Source organism: Salmonella sp. HY31, from assembly GCF_042604575.1.
GTDB lineage: Bacteria > Pseudomonadota > Gammaproteobacteria > Enterobacterales > Enterobacteriaceae > Salmonella > Salmonella diarizonae.
In genome coordinates this window covers 70,747-86,764 of the sequence record NZ_CP170479.1, presented here as the reverse complement: position 1 = coordinate 86,764, position 16,018 = coordinate 70,747, and the positions used below count along the sequence as shown (strand labels likewise).

The 16,018-nt window shown below is 49.4% G+C and carries 9 protein-coding genes, 1 tRNA gene and 3 pseudogenes; 4 read left to right on the top strand and 9 right to left on the bottom strand.

The features are described from left to right. Positions 1–22: 22 nt before the first annotated feature. Positions 23–2,341: an alpha-xylosidase gene (gene yicI, locus ACE15A_RS00395; protein WP_053509294.1), complete on the bottom strand. Its 2,319-nt coding sequence runs from the start codon at positions 2,339–2,341 to the stop codon at positions 23–25. 11 nt (positions 2,342–2,352) lie between these two features. Continuing rightward, entirely contained in the window at positions 2,353–3,735 is a 1,383-nt protein-coding gene (locus ACE15A_RS00390; RefSeq protein ID WP_053509292.1) for a glycoside-pentoside-hexuronide family transporter, read from the bottom strand. Between the two features lie 286 nt (positions 3,736–4,021). Between ACE15A_RS00390 and ACE15A_RS00385 the strand changes: the two genes are divergently transcribed. After that, a tRNA-Sec gene (locus ACE15A_RS00385) sits at positions 4,022–4,116 on the top strand. A 49-nt stretch (positions 4,117–4,165) separates the two neighbouring features. On the opposite strand, the pseudogene ACE15A_RS00380 reads toward ACE15A_RS00385, so the two are convergent. Beyond that, positions 4,166–4,490: pseudogene (locus ACE15A_RS00380) on the bottom strand (transposase); the annotation flags it as partial. Positions 4,491–5,767: 1,277 nt separating this feature from the next. On the opposite strand from ACE15A_RS00380, the gene ACE15A_RS00375 reads away from it, so the two are divergent. Both ACE15A_RS00375 and misL read left to right on the top strand, forming a co-directional pair. Next, a complete protein-coding gene (locus tag ACE15A_RS00375) occupies positions 5,768–6,385 on the top strand; it encodes a helix-turn-helix transcriptional regulator (RefSeq protein ID WP_053509290.1) in 618 nt (205 codons plus the stop codon). A 74-nt stretch (positions 6,386–6,459) separates the two neighbouring features. Then, positions 6,460–9,301: pseudogene (misL, locus tag ACE15A_RS00370) on the top strand (intestinal colonization autotransporter adhesin MisL). A gap of 267 nt (positions 9,302–9,568) precedes the next feature. On the opposite strand, the gene ACE15A_RS00365 reads toward misL, so the two are convergent. Both ACE15A_RS00365 and ACE15A_RS00360 read right to left on the bottom strand, forming a co-directional pair. Then, on the bottom strand, positions 9,569–10,033 hold the full coding sequence (locus ACE15A_RS00365) for a hypothetical protein (RefSeq protein ID WP_023247267.1): 465 nt from the start codon (positions 10,031–10,033) through the stop codon (positions 9,569–9,571). Between the two features lie 10 nt (positions 10,034–10,043). Next, positions 10,044–10,901, bottom strand: coding sequence for a transcriptional regulator (locus ACE15A_RS00360; RefSeq protein ID WP_077944430.1), 858 nt, complete (start codon positions 10,899–10,901; stop codon positions 10,044–10,046). A gap of 783 nt (positions 10,902–11,684) precedes the next feature. Here ACE15A_RS00360 and ACE15A_RS00355 point away from each other — a divergent pair. Then, a pseudogene (locus ACE15A_RS00355) lies at positions 11,685–12,364 on the top strand (hydrolase). 103 nt (positions 12,365–12,467) lie between these two features. Here the strand turns inward: ACE15A_RS00355 and cigR are convergent. From cigR to mgtA, 4 genes are all read right to left on the bottom strand, one after another. Continuing rightward, positions 12,468–12,947, bottom strand: a complete 480-nt coding sequence (gene cigR, locus ACE15A_RS00350) for an anti-virulence regulatory inner membrane protein CigR (RefSeq protein WP_053509286.1) — start codon at positions 12,945–12,947, stop codon at positions 12,468–12,470. A 101-nt stretch (positions 12,948–13,048) separates the two neighbouring features. Next, positions 13,049–13,135, bottom strand: coding sequence for a magnesium transporter protection protein MgtU (gene mgtU, locus ACE15A_RS00345; RefSeq protein ID WP_252997328.1), 87 nt, complete (start codon positions 13,133–13,135; stop codon positions 13,049–13,051). Between the two features lie 12 nt (positions 13,136–13,147). Continuing rightward, positions 13,148–13,240, bottom strand: coding sequence for a protein MgtR (gene mgtR, locus ACE15A_RS00340; RefSeq protein WP_001082119.1), 93 nt, complete (start codon positions 13,238–13,240; stop codon positions 13,148–13,150). 21 nt (positions 13,241–13,261) lie between these two features. Then, complete coding sequence (gene mgtA, locus ACE15A_RS00335) at positions 13,262–15,988, bottom strand: magnesium-translocating P-type ATPase (RefSeq protein ID WP_063389918.1); 2,727 nt, start codon at positions 15,986–15,988, stop codon at positions 13,262–13,264. Between the last annotated feature and the right edge of the window lie 30 nt (positions 15,989–16,018).

The following is a 16,018-nucleotide window of genomic DNA, read 5'->3' as shown; positions in this document are numbered from 1 at the left end:
AGCGCCATCCGGCGATTCAAATTTAAAGCGTAATCACCACCTCATTTCCCTGCGGGGTGACCACTACGCCCAATTCACTTCCCGCATATGAACCGCATTTGGTACCGCTAATCTGCGTAATATTACGCAGACACAACGTCCAGTTGCGCGCCTCACCTTCGCCGCTCACCGTAATGGTATTGCCTGTGCGTTTCGCCTTCAGCATAAAGATTGTCGAACCATCCATAGCAGGGACTTCGCAGACCGCTTCGCAGCCGTCATCCAGATGGAACAACTGGAAGGCCGTACCCTCATGCCAGGCGTAATCGGGCTTCTGGCTATTGTTGCCCAGCGCCAGTAGTGTATTGTCACGCACGTATACTGGCAGGCTCAGGAAGCCATGCTGCTGTTTATGCCAGCGGCTGCCCTGCACTTCATCGTTGCGCCACAGGTGCGTCCAGCGGCCTTCTGGCAGGTAGAACTCCACGTCGCCCGCTTCACTAAATACCGGCGCGACCATTACCGCCTCTCCCAGCATGTACTGGCGATCAAGATAATCACACGCCGGATCGTCCGGGAACTCCAGCATCATCGCCCGCATCATTGGCGTACCGGCTTCGTTGGCGCGCGCCGCTTCCCGATACAGATACGGCATCATCCGGCACTTCTGTTCGGTGAAGAAGCGCACCACGTCACAGGACTCGTCGTCATAAGCCCACGGGACCCGGTAGGATTTGCTGCCGTGCAGGCGGCTGTGGCTGGAGAGCAGCCCGAATGCGCACCAACGCTTATAGACATGCGCCGGCGCGGTATTCTCGAACCCGCCGATATCGTGGCTCCAGAAGCCAAACCCTGACAGGCCGATGGAAAGCCCGCCGCGCAGGCTTTCCGCCATCGATTCGTAGTTGGCGTAACAGTCGCCGCCCCAGTGTACCGGGAACTGTTGCGCGCCCACCGAGGCGGAACGGGCAAACAGCACGGCGTTTTCAACGCCTACGGTTTCTTTCAACACGTTCCACACCAGTTCGTTGTAGATGTAGGCATAATGGTTATGCATTTTTTGCGGATCGGTGCCGTCGAACCACTGGACATCGGTCGGAATACGCTCGCCAAAGTCGGTTTTAAAGCAGTCGACGCCAATATCTACCAGGCCTTTCAGCTTGTTGACATACCACTCGCAGGCTTGCGGGTTGGTGAAGTCGTAAATCGCCAGTCCAGGCTGCCATTTATCCCACTGCCACAAGGAGCCATCCGGGCGTTTAAGCAAATACCCTTTCTCTTTCAGCTCCCTGAAAACAGGTGACTTTTGCCCAATATACGGGTTTATCCATACGCAGACTTTCAGCCCTTTCGCTTTCAGGCGGCGAATCATCCCTTTCGGATCGGGGAAAGTCACCGGGTCCCATTCAAAATCGCACCACTGAAAAGCTTTCATCCAGAAACAGTCGAAGTGGAAAACATGCAGCGGCAGATTGCGCTCGGCCATGCCGTCGATAAAGCGGTTGACCGTCGCTTCGTCGTAATTGGTGGTAAACGAAGTGGTCAGCCACAGACCAAACGACCAGGCGGGCGGCAGCGCCGGACGCCCCGTAAATTGGGTATAGCGGTTGAGTACCGCTTTTGGCGTCGGGCCGTCGATGACGAAGTATTCCAGATACTCGCTCTCGACGCTGAACTGGACTTTGGAGACTTTCTCGGAGCCAATTTCAAACGACACGCACTGCGGATGATTCACCAGCACGCCGTAACCACGATTGGTCAGATAAAATGGGATATTCTTGTATGATTGCTCGGTGCTGGTGCCGCCGTCGCGGTTCCAGGTATCCACCGTCTGACCGTTGCGCACCAGTGCGGTAAAACGCTCGCCAAGCCCGTAGACGGTTTCGCCCACGCCGAGATCCAGACGCTCGAACATGTAGTTGCGCCCGCTGTTGGCGTCCTGCACATAGCCGTTATTTTTCAACTGGCTGCCGGTGATACGTACCCCGTTGCGCAGAAAATCCAGTGACCAGAACTCGCCTTTGGTGACGCGCACGCTCAGGCTGCCGCTCTTGAGTTCGGCAAATTCGGCGTTGTTCTGCATCTCCACGTTGATATCCTGCAAAACATTGAGCGGATAATGTGGACCATTATCCAAAGCGCCCTGGAAGTGTTCCATCCGTACACCTATCACTCCCTCCTGCGGCGAGGAAAAGCGCAGGGTAAACAACGGGGTATCCAGTTGCCAGGTTCGTTCGCGGACATCGCGCGGCGCGGCATAGACCACCATCTCATTCCCCTGTTGTTCAACGTCGAACACCTGAACCGGGTGAATCAAATTAAGGCCAGGCTGGATCAGCCAGTTTCCGTCGCTAATTTTCATGGTCTGTTCCTTTAGTTCTGCAATTCTTTATGGGTAAATTCTTGTTCGTTGCGGTGTGCCCCCTGCGCCAGTTGTTCCAGAATGGTTTTCAGGAACGGGCTTTTCAGGGTGTAGTAGCGTTTGGCGATCGCGGCGCTCAGCAGATAACAGATGGCCGGGACGATAGTGAACAGAGCGATGATGATGCTGATCGTGGCGCTGTTTTGCGTTTTCGCCGCCGCGTCGTAACCGCCGCCTGCCAGCATCCAGCCAATCAGCGCCCCGCCGAGGGCAAGACCCAGTTTCAGCACGAACAACGTGCCAGCAAAACTGATCCCCGTCAGGCGTTTGCCGTTACACCATTCGCCGTAGTCGACGGTGTCAGACATCATCACCCACTGGATAGGTGTGACTAACTGGTGCAACACGCCAATCACGAAGATAAAGACGAACATAGCGATCGTGGCGTGCATCGGTACGAAGAACATCGCCACGCTGATTACTGCGAGCAAGGCGTTGGTCCACCAGAAAACGCTCACTTTGCATTTCCAGTCGGTCAACGGTTTTGCCAGCGCCGAGCCAATCAGGTTGCCGACGCAATAGGTGGTGAGGAAGGCGACAAACACGCCCGGCTTGCCCAATATCCAGGTGACGTAATACATCATCGCCCCGCCGCGCACGCATACCGCCAAAATATTCAGGATGGTGAGCAGGCCGACTATGCGCCACTGGTCGTTGTGCCAGATATCACGCAGGTCTTCACGCATGGAGGTATGGGTGGCAGGCGCATCAACGCGCTCTTTGGTGGTAAAGAAGCAGAACGCCAGCATCAGGAACGCCACCACCGAGAGCACCGCGATACCCCCCTGGAAGCCCAGCGCCTTATTCTCACCGCCAATCAGTTTCACCAGCGGCATCATCAGTACGGTAGAGAGCATTCCGCCTGCCGTAGCCAGCACAAAGCGCCACGATTGCAAGGAGATACGCTGCGTCGGGTCATTGGTTATTACACCACCCAGCGCACAGTAAGGGATGTTGACCACAGTATACAGAAGAGTTAGCAACGTGTAGGTGATGACGGCATAAATCATTTTGCCGTTCAGACTAAGATCCGGCGTGCTATAAGCCAGCACACAGACGATGCCAAACGGCAACGCGCCAAACAGCACCCAGGGTCGGAATTTGCCCCAGCGGGAGCGGGTACGGTCGGCCAGTAGGCCCATGCAAGGGTCGGAGATGGCATCAAGCGCACGCGCCAGTAAAAACATGGTGCCGACAAAACCAGCGGGAATACCGAAAATATCGGTATAGAAGAACATCATATATAACATGACGTTATCGAAGATGATGTGGCTGGCGGCATCACCCATACCATAGCCAATCTTCTCCTTAACGGAGAGAATCTCACTTTTCATTACGCATCCTTAACGCTCACAACGCTCACTGATACCGGTTACAGTTCTTGTAAACCTTCCCTGCGAGCGCGAATATTCCGTTATTTGGTTATCAAATTACGATTCTTGTTTTCTGTGATCAGGGTAGCGCCAAAAATGTGATGAAATGTAACTAATGGATTTTATGGGGATTTATATGAAACCGATCATGGCAGAACGAAAGGGAAGTTAAAAAAGCGCGGGAGGGGATGTGGAAACACCAGGAAGTAGCTATAATGCGCGCGCCTCCATGTAGCAATCGAGGCGCGGAAGATCGTCGTCTCCGGTGAGGCGGCTGGACTTCAAATCCAGTTGGGGCCGCCAGCGGTCCCGGGCAGGTTCGACTCCTGTGATCTTCCGCCAATTAAACTCTCCCGACCTCAACAAAATGAATCGTTACGCGCCCGTGACTTCGGTATCCGACCTGAGCCTTTATTCCCACACGTTGCATCAACCACCAGACTTTGTTTACTCCGCATTGTTCCCGATATCCCGCAGATCGAGACAGATCTTGTGATAACCATAAACACAACCCAATTCCAGCCAGAACTGCCTGTATGCCCCGTCAGATTCAGGTCAACATGATACCGTCGTGAATGTGGCGGCTTTATCCAAGCGTAAAGACTGTGGGTAGTAATATCAAGACGTGTTGCGACGTTGGAAACAGAATGGCCACGCTCAACAACCTGTTTTACCGCTTTAATTTTAAACTCTTCGGGATAACGTTTACCGCTCATGGGCTCCTCTCTTTAAGTCATCTTAAATGACTCTGCGGTGTCTGTTAAACCTGTGGCGATTCACTCCTCTGTTTTATCCAGACGAAATTATCCTGATAATGTGCTGTAGCGGCTGAATGACTTAATGTCACATCAACCTAAACATTGAATAGTTTCTCAGTTACCTGATTTTTCATTGTTATCTATTAGATACTGCAAGCATTTCATCTTTATACCCTTGTTCTCCTATACGTCCTGTTTATTCGTAACCCCTCCCATTATTATATTTCAGTAGTAAAATATCCGTATACATTCTTATACCAGGCATTCATATTACTGGCAGTTGGTTTAATTTTTTTGTACGTATCCCATATAATCGTGCTATTCACATTTAGAGATCACGTAATCGATCTGCTGACGAAGGAATATCTATGCGTAAAGCCCGTCTCACTGAGCATCAGAACATCGCCGTAATTAAGTTGGTCTAAGCTGGACGAATGGTTAAAGATATCTGCCAGGAGGCGGATATTTCTGAAGTGACTGACGACATCTATGGACATTGAGTTTCACCACATCCTGTTTCTCACTAATGTGCTCCGGGAAAGAGTTTTCATCAGATGAACGATTGAAAAGAGAAGCCAGAAGCTGAAGTTGCTTCGACCGATAAGTCGGTCGGTTGCTCAGACTGACACGATCAGAATTAAGTCAGATCAACTTATTGGCAAGGTATAACTCCCAGCGTTAAGTTACAAAATTTTCTCATGGCAGTAGCATTACACCCTCTTAAAGTTTACATGTGTCTCTATAAAATGGTCTTAAATTTGTATATAAGAAGTTGATGAGAGCATAAACGTCACCATTAAGTCATTAAATAACAATGCAATGAAAGAAAAAATCTTAAATTAGGTTTTAATAATAAGAATTCATTACAGGTTTACAGGAATTACTTTTATATTTCATCACATCACCCCGATAGTGACGAAGGCAGCAGACAGATGGTATTGAGAACCGTTATTTATCGCTCTCATGATTTAGCAAATAGTGCTGTTTTAAGATTTTTTATGATATTGGAGATTATGTATAAAAATCTCAATGAGTGAAATGCAAATCCGAAATCATGTATTACGACTGCCGGATCTGTCATGGTTTTTTAAAGCTGTATTTTAGTGCTTTCCAGGAGTTTATGACACTGACAATATTTCGCAACTTTTGACAGCCGTAGCACTGTATATTATCTGGATTGACACATTTATTTACCAATGAAATATTAATAGAAACATCGGCAGGAGTCGTTCAGGATGATGAGAAAGCCTTCACAAATTGTCCATTGCATTAGTTGCGAGTTATCCTGTCAATTATTTCCTGACAGCGCAGTACGGGTGCAATACTGTCATAATGCGGCATTTTCCATCTGGCCAGATGGTAATGCTTTCCTGAAAAAAGGGTTTATTGAAAAGTTATTGCTTGATAGACACAACCATTTATCCAGCGGTTTTATCTTTGTTGATTTTTCTTTCCCGAATCTCCGACGATTTACCGATTTGCAATGGGCTGACAGTCTGGCAGACAGTGGCATGCATATTGTCCTGATTTCTGACAGAAGTTTAACTCCGCTGGCCAATTACTGGATTTTGAAAAGCAATAAAATACAAGGAATTATCTATTCCGATGACGATGATATTGTGCAACAGCAAAAGATGCACCGCTTGTTTACCGGTCGGCTTGCCAACAGTAAACGTGGACGAACGCTTAACTATACGGAATTTATATTACTGAAGCGCTTTGTATCAGGAATAAGTATTCAGCAGATTGTAAATATTGACAATATTGATATTAAGAAACTCTATGTACATAAGCTGCGGCTTGAAAATAAGCTAGGGCATAGCATTCATAAAATAATATCAAATATTTTATAGATCCGTTTCCATTTTTATTATTTCCATATTATTGCGATGTGGAAGACGCTTTACGCCATAATGCAGGAGGCAGAATGCCAACTCCCCAAAATTACTCATTCATCGCCATAGCGGTATCAGCAGCATTAGCCTCTATGGTATTTTCCTCCCAGGCGGCCTGGGTTGACGTTGATAGTCTGCCATCCAGTGGGCTTGCCGCCGGAATTACAGGCTATTATTCCCGCTCAGGCCAGTGTCGGTTTCACCAAAGTCGGTACCATGCCCAACTACGTTTATCAGTGGAACACCGGCACCATCCCGGTTTATGGCAATGGCCTCACGCTTAATGGGCCGGGCGCGGAGGCGTTTGAACACACTGTCACGGTTATTCAAAACAGCGGGACGGGAAGTCCGGGCGTGATTTTTGGCAACGACCTGACCATTCGGACGCAGTCGGCGAATGCCGCGAATAATGGTAGAGACGTCGATGGCATCCGTACTCACGGCGCTAATACTCCGGATAACCCGGTATTTATTGTTACCGGTGACCGTACCCGCATTTACGTGGATGGTCAGGATGGTGACGGTATTAACGCCGGATATAACTCACTGGGTCAGGGTTGGACCGGATCGGCCAATATTTACGTCGGCGACGATCTGTATATCAAAACGACCGGTAGCCAGGGACGTGGAATTACAGCTAACGCCATGAGGGATGCGTCACGTGCCAAAAATACGATTGTCGTCGGCAATCGCGCACATATTGTTACTACTGGCGACAGTTCGGAGGGGCTGCGTACCGGACAAAGTGGTTCGTTGATTCGTCTGGGTGACGATGCAACCATCGAAACCTCAGGCGCATCCTCAACGGGGATTTACGCAGCATCCTCCTCCAGAACCGAGCTTGGCAACAACGCTACTATTACGGTGAACGGTGCCAGTGCACACGCGGTATATGCAACTAACGCTACCGTTAATTTGGGAGAGAATGCCACTATTAGCGTTAACAACGCCAGTAAGGCTGCATCCTATAGTAAGGCTCCTGCCGGTTTATACGCCCTCTCCCGAGGCGCCATTAATCTGGCAGGCGGTGCAGCTATTACTATGGCGGGCGATAACAGTAGCGAAAGTTACGCCATCAGCACGGAGACTGGCGGTATTGTTGACGGTTCTTCAGGAGGACGTTTCGTCATCGACGGTGATATTCGTGCTGCTGGCGCCACCGCTGCTAGCGGTACGCTACCGCAGCAGAACAGTACGATTAAGCTCAATATGACGGACAACTCGCGGTGGGACGGGGCGTCGTACATCACCAGCGCTACGGCGGGCACAGGCGTTATCTCTGTACAAATGAGCGATGCGACCTGGAATATGACCAGCAGCTCAACGCTCACTGACCTGACGCTGAATAGTGGCGCAACCATTAACTTCAGCCATGAAGATGGCGAGCCATGGCAAACGCTCACCATCAATGAAGATTATGTAGGCAACGGCGGTAAGCTGGTCTTTAATACTGTGCTCAACGATGATGATTCCGAAACGGACAGGTTGCAGGTCCTGGGCAATACTTCAGGCAACACATTTGTTGCAGTAAATAATATTGGAGGAGCCGGGGCTCAAACCATTGAAGGTATTGAAATTGTTAACGTTGCTGGCAATTCCAACGGTACTTTCGAAAAAGCAAGCCGTATTGTTGCCGGAGCCTATGACTACAACGTGGTGCAGAAAGGTAAAAACTGGTATCTGACCAGCTACATTGAGCCGGACGAACCGATTATTCCCGATCCGGTAGACCCTGTTATCCCTGACCCTGTCATTCCCGATCCGGTGGACCCTGATCCAGTAGACCCGGTCGTCCCTGACCCTGTTATTCCCGATCCGGTGGACCCTGATCCAGTAGACCCAGTCATCCCTGATCCGGAAATTCCTGGCATAGGAAAATCTGACACACCGCCGATAACAGAACATCAGTTCCGACCGGAAGTGGGCAGCTATCTTGCCAACAACTATGCGGCAAATACACTGTTCATGACGCGTCTCCATGACCGTCTGGGTGAAACCCAGTACACCGACATGCTGACGGGTGAAAAGAAGGTCACCAGCCTGTGGATGCGTAACGTCGGCGCCCATACTCGCTTCAACGATGGCAGCGGGCAGCTAAAAACCCGCATCAACAGCTATGTGTTACAACTGGGAGGCGATCTGGCACAGTGGAGCACTGACGGTCTTGACCGTTGGCATATTGGTGCAATGGCAGGTTATGCCAACAGCCAGAACCGCACGCAGTCGTCCGTGAGTGACTATCATTCCCGTGGTCAAGTCACCGGTTACAGCGTCGGCCTTTACGGCACCTGGTATGCTAACAATATCGATCAGTCTGGGGCTTATGTGGATACCTGGATGCTGTACAACTGGTTTGATAACAAGGTTATGGGTCAGGATCAGGCCGCTGAGAAATATAAATCCAAAGGAATTACCGCCTCGGTTGAAGCCGGTTACAGCTTCAGGTTAGGTGAAAGCGCGCATCAAAGCTACTGGTTGCAGCCCAAAGCGCAGGTGGTATGGATGGGCGTGCAGGCTGACGACCATCGCGAAGCCAATGGTACTCTTGTGAAGGATGATACCGCCGGTAATCTGCTAACCCGCATGGGCGTAAAAACCTATATTAACGGCCACAACGCTATTGATGACGATAAATCTCGAGAGTTCCAGCCGTTCGTGGAAGCGAACTGGATCCATAGTACGCAGACTGCCAGCGTAAAGATGGACGATGTCAGCAGCGATATGCGTGGTACGAAGAATATTGGTGAACTGAAAGTGGGTATTGAAGGACAAATTACCCCGCGCCTGAACGTATGGGGTAACGTGGCGCAACAGGTAGGTGACCAGGGCTATAGTAATACCCAAGGCCTACTGGGGGTTAAATACAGTTTCTGATTCAGGTAACAACAGAGCCGCTGATCTTCAGCGGCTTTTACCCGGAAGCGCTTTCATTTGGCTGATACGTTTCATGAACGGCTCCCAAAACAGGGAGCCATTTTAACGCCTACGTAACCTGCGTAAACCGCATGCCAATTGAGCCGTAATAATATGATGAATATAGCGATTATTCGCTCGTATACCGACATATTCAGCAAGCTCGCCTTCTTAGATCTTCAGGGGAAGCCCGGAACTGAGCTATTCCGGGAGGAAAAGCAAAACCGCTTAATGTGTACAGAAAAATATCGGGCGTTTCCCGATGGTGAACATAAAGCCACGATGGCCCTGAGTCAGGATGGTGTAACTGATACTTTTCCCTGGATAGACATAAAAATCGGGTAAAACCGTCTCGATAACCGCATCGGACAGTGTTTCGTCACGCGTGACTTTGTTGATATCCGTCGATATAAAATGGGTGCTGTCTTTATTTTCACTCCATACATAGGAAACATCACGGCGGATCACGCCGCTCATTTTATTATCGACGTAATACGTTCCGCTGATGGAGACCACCCCAGTGCGTTTTTTCATCGAATACATAAAGTCCAGCGTCAGGTTAGCCTGAGTGTTGTTATAAAACACAATCACAGGCGCCGTACATTTCTCTGGATCCCGGTTCTTTTCCGTATACAAATGAAAAAGATGCCCAAGCCCTACTCCCAGAAACAGTAGCGTCAGGCAGGCTAACATCAGTGCCTTTTTACCCATGTGTCACCCCGCGGAAAAAAAGCGTCACGCAGCCTGTATCGCCGCGCGTTTTATACGGTTGCTGACAAATCAATGCCGTAACCGCTGGGGTGCGACTGCTGGAAGGGAAATAGACCCATGGGTATTTCTGACAATCCATACCGGTTTTTAGAATCATTGACTTATAGCTTGCAAAGCGGCTGCCGCTTTCGATATCTTCATTCCGCGAGAAAAAATGACAACCCTGAGTTGTTTCAACCAGCGTGTAGCGATCATAAAAATCCTTATCGGGAACGGTTTGCCAGCTTATAGTGCCAAGCAAAATACCGACAGCAAATGTCCCGGTCATCCAAAGTACAGGTACATAATGTTTAAACCAACGCCCTGACATACGCGGTGGCGTCTCACCCTTTTTTTCTATTGCCTGAGCGAAGTCTTTGCGGATGGTCATGATGCTCACACCAGGCTCAATCTGAAAGCCTCTACGCGGAACCGTGATTATCAGCGTATCTTCATTTTCGCCAACGGTACGTAATCCGCGGCGAATAATGGAGATATTCTGATAAAGCGTATTTGCCGACACCACCATGCCGTCTTCTTCCCACACTTTTTGAAAGAATGTTTGTTGTGAGACGACGGAGGGGGCGTTTTCCAGCAGAAGGCGCAAGCAGCGGCTGGCGGGCGTTGTCAGAATAATGTTGAGATCTGGCCTCGATAATGACGCCAGGCGATTCATTTCTGGATTAAATTCAATATTATCGTTAATTATCCATAACATCGCATTGTTACCATGCCAAAACATAACGTCGTTGGAGAGGGTTAATAGACACCACTGAGTATAGTCTGATGCTGTGGCTGCGTAGCAGGACATGGATTGCCCCCTGCACATACCGATCATATAGAACATGACAAAAAGAGCGAGAGGCATAAGACATTAACAGGTAAGCGTAGACACCGCTTTTCTCATTATAGCAGACTCAGGGGTGAAAGTACGTTTGGTTTTCTTGTTCGTTAAGTCTCCTGTTTTGTGTTGAGGTGAGAATATCACCTTTAATCAGGTGGCCAAATTTACTGTGCCGCTACGCTTTAATATCTCATATATAAATCATGAGAAAAATGCCTCCTGATAATCTATACTACATGAAAGACAGGGTTTTATTCAACGTGCTCTCTATAATGGCTTGTAATATCCAAAAAAGCAGCACTCGTTATGTAGGGATAGTTTTCAATTTATTAAGAGTTACAGTAGCCATACTTAATATAAGTACGCTTCCCTCTTAATATTTAAGCTACGCTTTATATTATTTAAATAGAACTAAGTTAATACTTAATTAACCTATTTCAAATTTATACTAAATAATTTTAAAACCATCTAGCAGAAATAATTAGTAATGATATAGTCTGTTTTTTCAATCAATAATCCTCACTGACATGTAAAGTAGAAACATTTATTCATGATATGAATATTGTTGTGACAGCAGATTAGCGTGAAAGTAAATCGACTGAAGGAGATGCCGATGAATATTCCTTCAGAAAAAACTCAATACGGTAATCCAGGATCGGCAACGGATTACTGTCATTAGCTTAACCCGGCGATTAATGACTTTAACACTGATAGTGATTGTCAGTGAAAGGCAACAACAAGGAATGAATTATGTCTACACCCGCGAATTTTAACGGTCAACGCCCTGCCATTGATGCTAACGACGCAGTAATGCTGCTGATCGACCACCAAAGCGGCCTGTTTCAGACCATCGGCGACATGCCGATGCCGGAATTACGCGCACGCGCCACGGCGCTGGCTAAAATCGCTACCTTATGTAATATGCCGGTCATTACCACCGCATCCGTACCACAGGGACCAAATGGCCCGCTGATTCCGGAAATCCATGCGAATGCGCCTCACGCGCATTATGTCGCGCGTAAAGGGGAAATTAATGCCTGGGATAACGCCGATTTTGTACAGGCGGTAAAAGCGACAGGCCGTAACACGTTGATCATTGCTGGTACTATTACCAGTGTCTGCATGGCTTTTCCAGCCATCAGCGCGGTCGCGGAAGGGTACAAGGTATTTGCGGTGATCGATGCCTCCGGTACGTACAGTAAAATGGCGCAGGAAATTACGATGGCCCGCGTGGTGCAGGCTGGCGTAGTGCCGATGGATACCGCAGCGGTAGCATCTGAGCTGCAACGTACCTGGAATCGGGAAGATGCCGCAGAATGGGCGGATGTGTATACCAAAATATTCCCGGCCTATCAGCTACTGATTGAAAGCTATACCAAAGCGCAGGAGGTAGAAAAAATAATGAACTGCTGGATTCTCAACGCGCATAAATAACGTCTTGAAGAGGCTAAATAGCCCCATTTAATGGGGCTATTTTATCTATCGCCTGTTTATTCTGCCTACAACCAGGTCGATGAACGCCGTACGACACGCTTAATCAAACACGCCATTAATAATCGCCGTGACCACCGCAGTACTGAGCGCGATCAACACCAGGTTATCCCCAACGATTTTCCACTCGTAGCCCGGATAATAAGGTAATTGTCCCAGCATAGACGCCGGCACCGTTTTTTTAGCGATTCCCGGCGGCAACGGTTTTCCTCTCGCCAGATTTTTCGCAACCCCCGGTGGTAAAGATTGATAGCCCGTCAGCCCTAAATTCACTGCCAGTTGCCTGGCGGCAACGTAGCTAATATCCGACTCGACGTGATCCGGTTTACCGCCATTTTTACGGTGTTCCGTTTTTTGCCCGGCGTTTCCTTTATATCCGTTGCCGTTATTACCCTGATTAGCCACGTTATTACCATGTCCGCCGCCATTGCCATTTCCCGGATTCGCCAGCACAGGCGTAGCGCTCAGGGAAAACGTAATCAAAGTCGCCAGGACGGCTGTTAAACCACGACGATTGTTCATGATATTGCCCTTTTGATGTGGGATACCATGAAAATAGCGCCCCGCCATAAAAAGAACAACTACATCGATTCTTATTTTAAGCGGGGTTCGCCAACAGCAGCTTATCGTATCCAGATAGTCAGTAGAATCAGGATGATTGCTATCAGGACAACCTGAAAAAAGATTTTGTCCAACCCTCTTTTTTGCATGGCGTCACCTCGTTATAAAACGATTTGCCAGAGGGCTAAAAACAACACCAACAGGCTAATCAGTAAAAATATTAGCGCGATGATTTTATCGGGTGAACGATTCATCTGTGCGCTCCTCAAACATCATTAAAACCATTGGCCAAAGCGTTTGATATAAAAGCGCTTCATGCCTTGCGCCACCAGACAGTAACTCAATAATGTCGCCACCAACCACGGGAAGTAGCTCAGTGGCAGCGGCTCCAGTCCAACCATCGCGCCTAAAGGTGAGAATGGAATATAAATGCCTATCGCCATAATCAAGCCGGTCGTCAATAATACCGGCAACGTCGCCCGGCTTTGGATAAACGGTATTTTCTGCGTCCTTAGCATATGCACGACCAGGGTCTGCGAGAGCAGACCCTCAATAAACCAGCCGGACTGAAAGAGCGCCTGCGCCTCTACGTTATTAGCCGCAAAGACGTACCACATCAGCGCAAAGGTTGTGATATCGAAAATAGAAGACGTTGGGCCAATCCATAGCATAAAACGACCAATATTTTTCGCGTCCCATTTACGCGGCTTACGCAGGAACTCTTTATCCATTTTGTCCCACGGCAACGACAACTGCGAAATGTCGTACATCAAATTCTGGATCAACAGATGAATCGCCAGCATCGGCAGAAACGGAATAAACGCGCTGGCTACCAGTACTGAAAAAACATTGCCGAAATTAGAGCTGGCGGTCATATTCAGGTACTTAATGATATTGCCAAAGGTTTCTCGCCCTTTGATAACGCCCTCCTCAAGGACCATGAGATCTTTTTCCAGCAGAATAATATCTGATGATTCTTTAGCAATATCGGCGGCGCTGTCGACGGAGATCCCCACATCCGCATCACGAAGCGCGGGCGCGTCGTTAATCCCGTCCCCAAGAAAACCAACGGTATGACCATTTTTCTGTAGCGCTTGCAAAATACGCGTTTTTTGTAACGGCGTCAGCCGGGCGAATACTGCGCGTTTCTCCACTTCAGACGCCAGTTCGGCATCTGACATCGCCTCAACCTGGGTTCCGGTCAGGATATCGTGCGTATCAATACCCACTTCCAGACAGATACGCGCCGTCACAACCGGATTATCGCCGGTGAGGACTTTGACCGCCACGCCGTTATCCCGCAACGCGGAAATGGCTTTTCCGGCGCTCTCTTTCGGCGGATCGAGAAAAGTGAGCATCCCTTCGATGGTAAGTGCGGTCTCATCCTCCACACGTAATGTCGGGTTGTTCCCGGAACCATCCAGCTTACGTGTCGCTATCAGCAATACACGGAATCCTTGCGTATTGTAATCTTCGGTTTTCGCCAGCAACAGCTCACGGCGTGTTTCCGTCAGCGCCACCACACGATCACCTTCGCGAAGATGGGTGGCTACCATCAGCATCTCTTCGACAGCGCCTTTGCAGATCAGGGATCTGTCTCCATGCTGCACATCCTCCACCAGCACCGATACCCGGCGACGTACAAAGTCGAATGGCAGTTCATCAAGTTTAACGAAGCGCGCTTTTGTCGATGGTGCGATGCGGCCCTCGCCAAAACGCAATACAGCGCGATCCATCACATTCCGTGCGCCGCTCTGGCTGCTACTATTCAGCCAGGCCAGCATCAATACCCGGCTGCTTTTTACACCGCTCACATCCAGATGATGCTCCAGAAAAATATTGTCCTGGGTTAAGGTGCCGGTTTTATCCGTACACAACACATCCATCGCGCCGAAGTTTTGAATAGCGTTCAGGCGCTTAACGATCACTTTGCGCCGCGACATCGCAATCGCGCCTTTTGCCAGGTTAGAACTGACAATCATGGGCAACATTTCCGGCGTCAACCCCACCGCAACCGCCAGCGCAAACAGCGAAGCCTCTACCCAGTCTCCCTTACTGAAGCCGTTGATCAGCAGGACAACCGGCACCATGATCAGCATAAAGCGTATCAACAGCCAGCTCACGCTGTTGACTCCCCGATCGAAAGCCGTCTGGGTACGCGTACCCACAATGGATTTCGCCAGCGAGCCGAACCAGGTACGACTTCCCGTCGCGACGACGACCGCTTGCGCTCTGCCGCTGGTCACATTGGTTCCCATCAGACAGATATTGCCCAAATCCAGCAGGCTTTTATCTTTGTCAGGCAATTGCTCGCTGTCTTTACCCGCCACATCAGCCATAACATCATATTTTTCTACGGGTAATGATTCACCACTAAGAATTGACTGACTGATAAAGAGATCGCGTGACGCCAGCAGTCGGACGTCTGCGGGCACCAGATCGCCCGCCGCCAGCAAAACCACATCGCCCGGCACCAGCTCTTCAATGGGAATCTCTTCCTGCACCGCGCCTATATTGCCCGGCCCACGACGCAACACCGTGGCGGTGGTACGAACCATCGTTTTCAGCGCCTGTGCTGCTTTGTTAGTGCGAAACTCCTGCCAGAAACGCAATAACCCGCTCAAACTGACCATCGTCAGAATAATCAGCACGCCGGTGAGATCGGTCTCTTCGCCACGGCGTAACGGGAGCCAGTAATCAGTAACGAAACTGACCCCTGCCAGCGCCATCAGAACGTAAATAAACGGGTTATTGAATGCCTGCAAAAGCTGAACCAGCACCGGAGGAACCTGCTCATGCGCTACTTCATTGCGCCCATACACTTTCAGCCGTTGACCAGCCTCTTCCGTCGTGAGCCCCTGACGATGGCTGTTCAGCCGCGCCAGCGTCTGCTCCGGGCTATGAAAAGCTTCCGCTTCGATCGGAAATATTTTTTTATGCTGCTTATCATTTTCTGACGCCGGGCGATTGAGTTTCCGGTTTTCAATGTTCATGTCAGTCATGATGAATCCCCAAAATTAAGGTGTAGTGTT

Excerpts from the sequence above, each read along its gene's own strand:
- ACE15A_RS00390 (WP_053509292.1), bottom strand. The coding sequence starts at position 3,735 with ATGAAAAGTGAGATTCTCTCCGTTAAGGAGAAGATTGGCTATGGTATG.
- mgtR (WP_001082119.1), bottom strand. The coding sequence starts at position 13,240 with ATGAATCGTTCACCCGATAAAATCATCGCGCTAATATTTTTACTGATT.
- cigR (WP_053509286.1), bottom strand. The coding sequence starts at position 12,947 with ATGAACAATCGTCGTGGTTTAACAGCCGTCCTGGCGACTTTGATTACG.
- yicI (WP_053509294.1), bottom strand. The coding sequence starts at position 2,341 with ATGAAAATTAGCGACGGAAACTGGCTGATCCAGCCTGGCCTTAATTTG.
- ACE15A_RS00365 (WP_023247267.1), bottom strand. The coding sequence starts at position 10,033 with ATGTTAGCCTGCCTGACGCTACTGTTTCTGGGAGTAGGGCTTGGGCAT.
- mgtA (WP_063389918.1), bottom strand. The coding sequence starts at position 15,988 with ATGACTGACATGAACATTGAAAACCGGAAACTCAATCGCCCGGCGTCA.
- ACE15A_RS00375 (WP_053509290.1), top strand. The coding sequence starts at position 5,768 with ATGATGAGAAAGCCTTCACAAATTGTCCATTGCATTAGTTGCGAGTTA.
- mgtU (WP_252997328.1), bottom strand. The coding sequence starts at position 13,135 with ATGCAAAAAAGAGGGTTGGACAAAATCTTTTTTCAGGTTGTCCTGATA.
- ACE15A_RS00360 (WP_077944430.1), bottom strand. The coding sequence starts at position 10,901 with ATGTCCTGCTACGCAGCCACAGCATCAGACTATACTCAGTGGTGTCTA.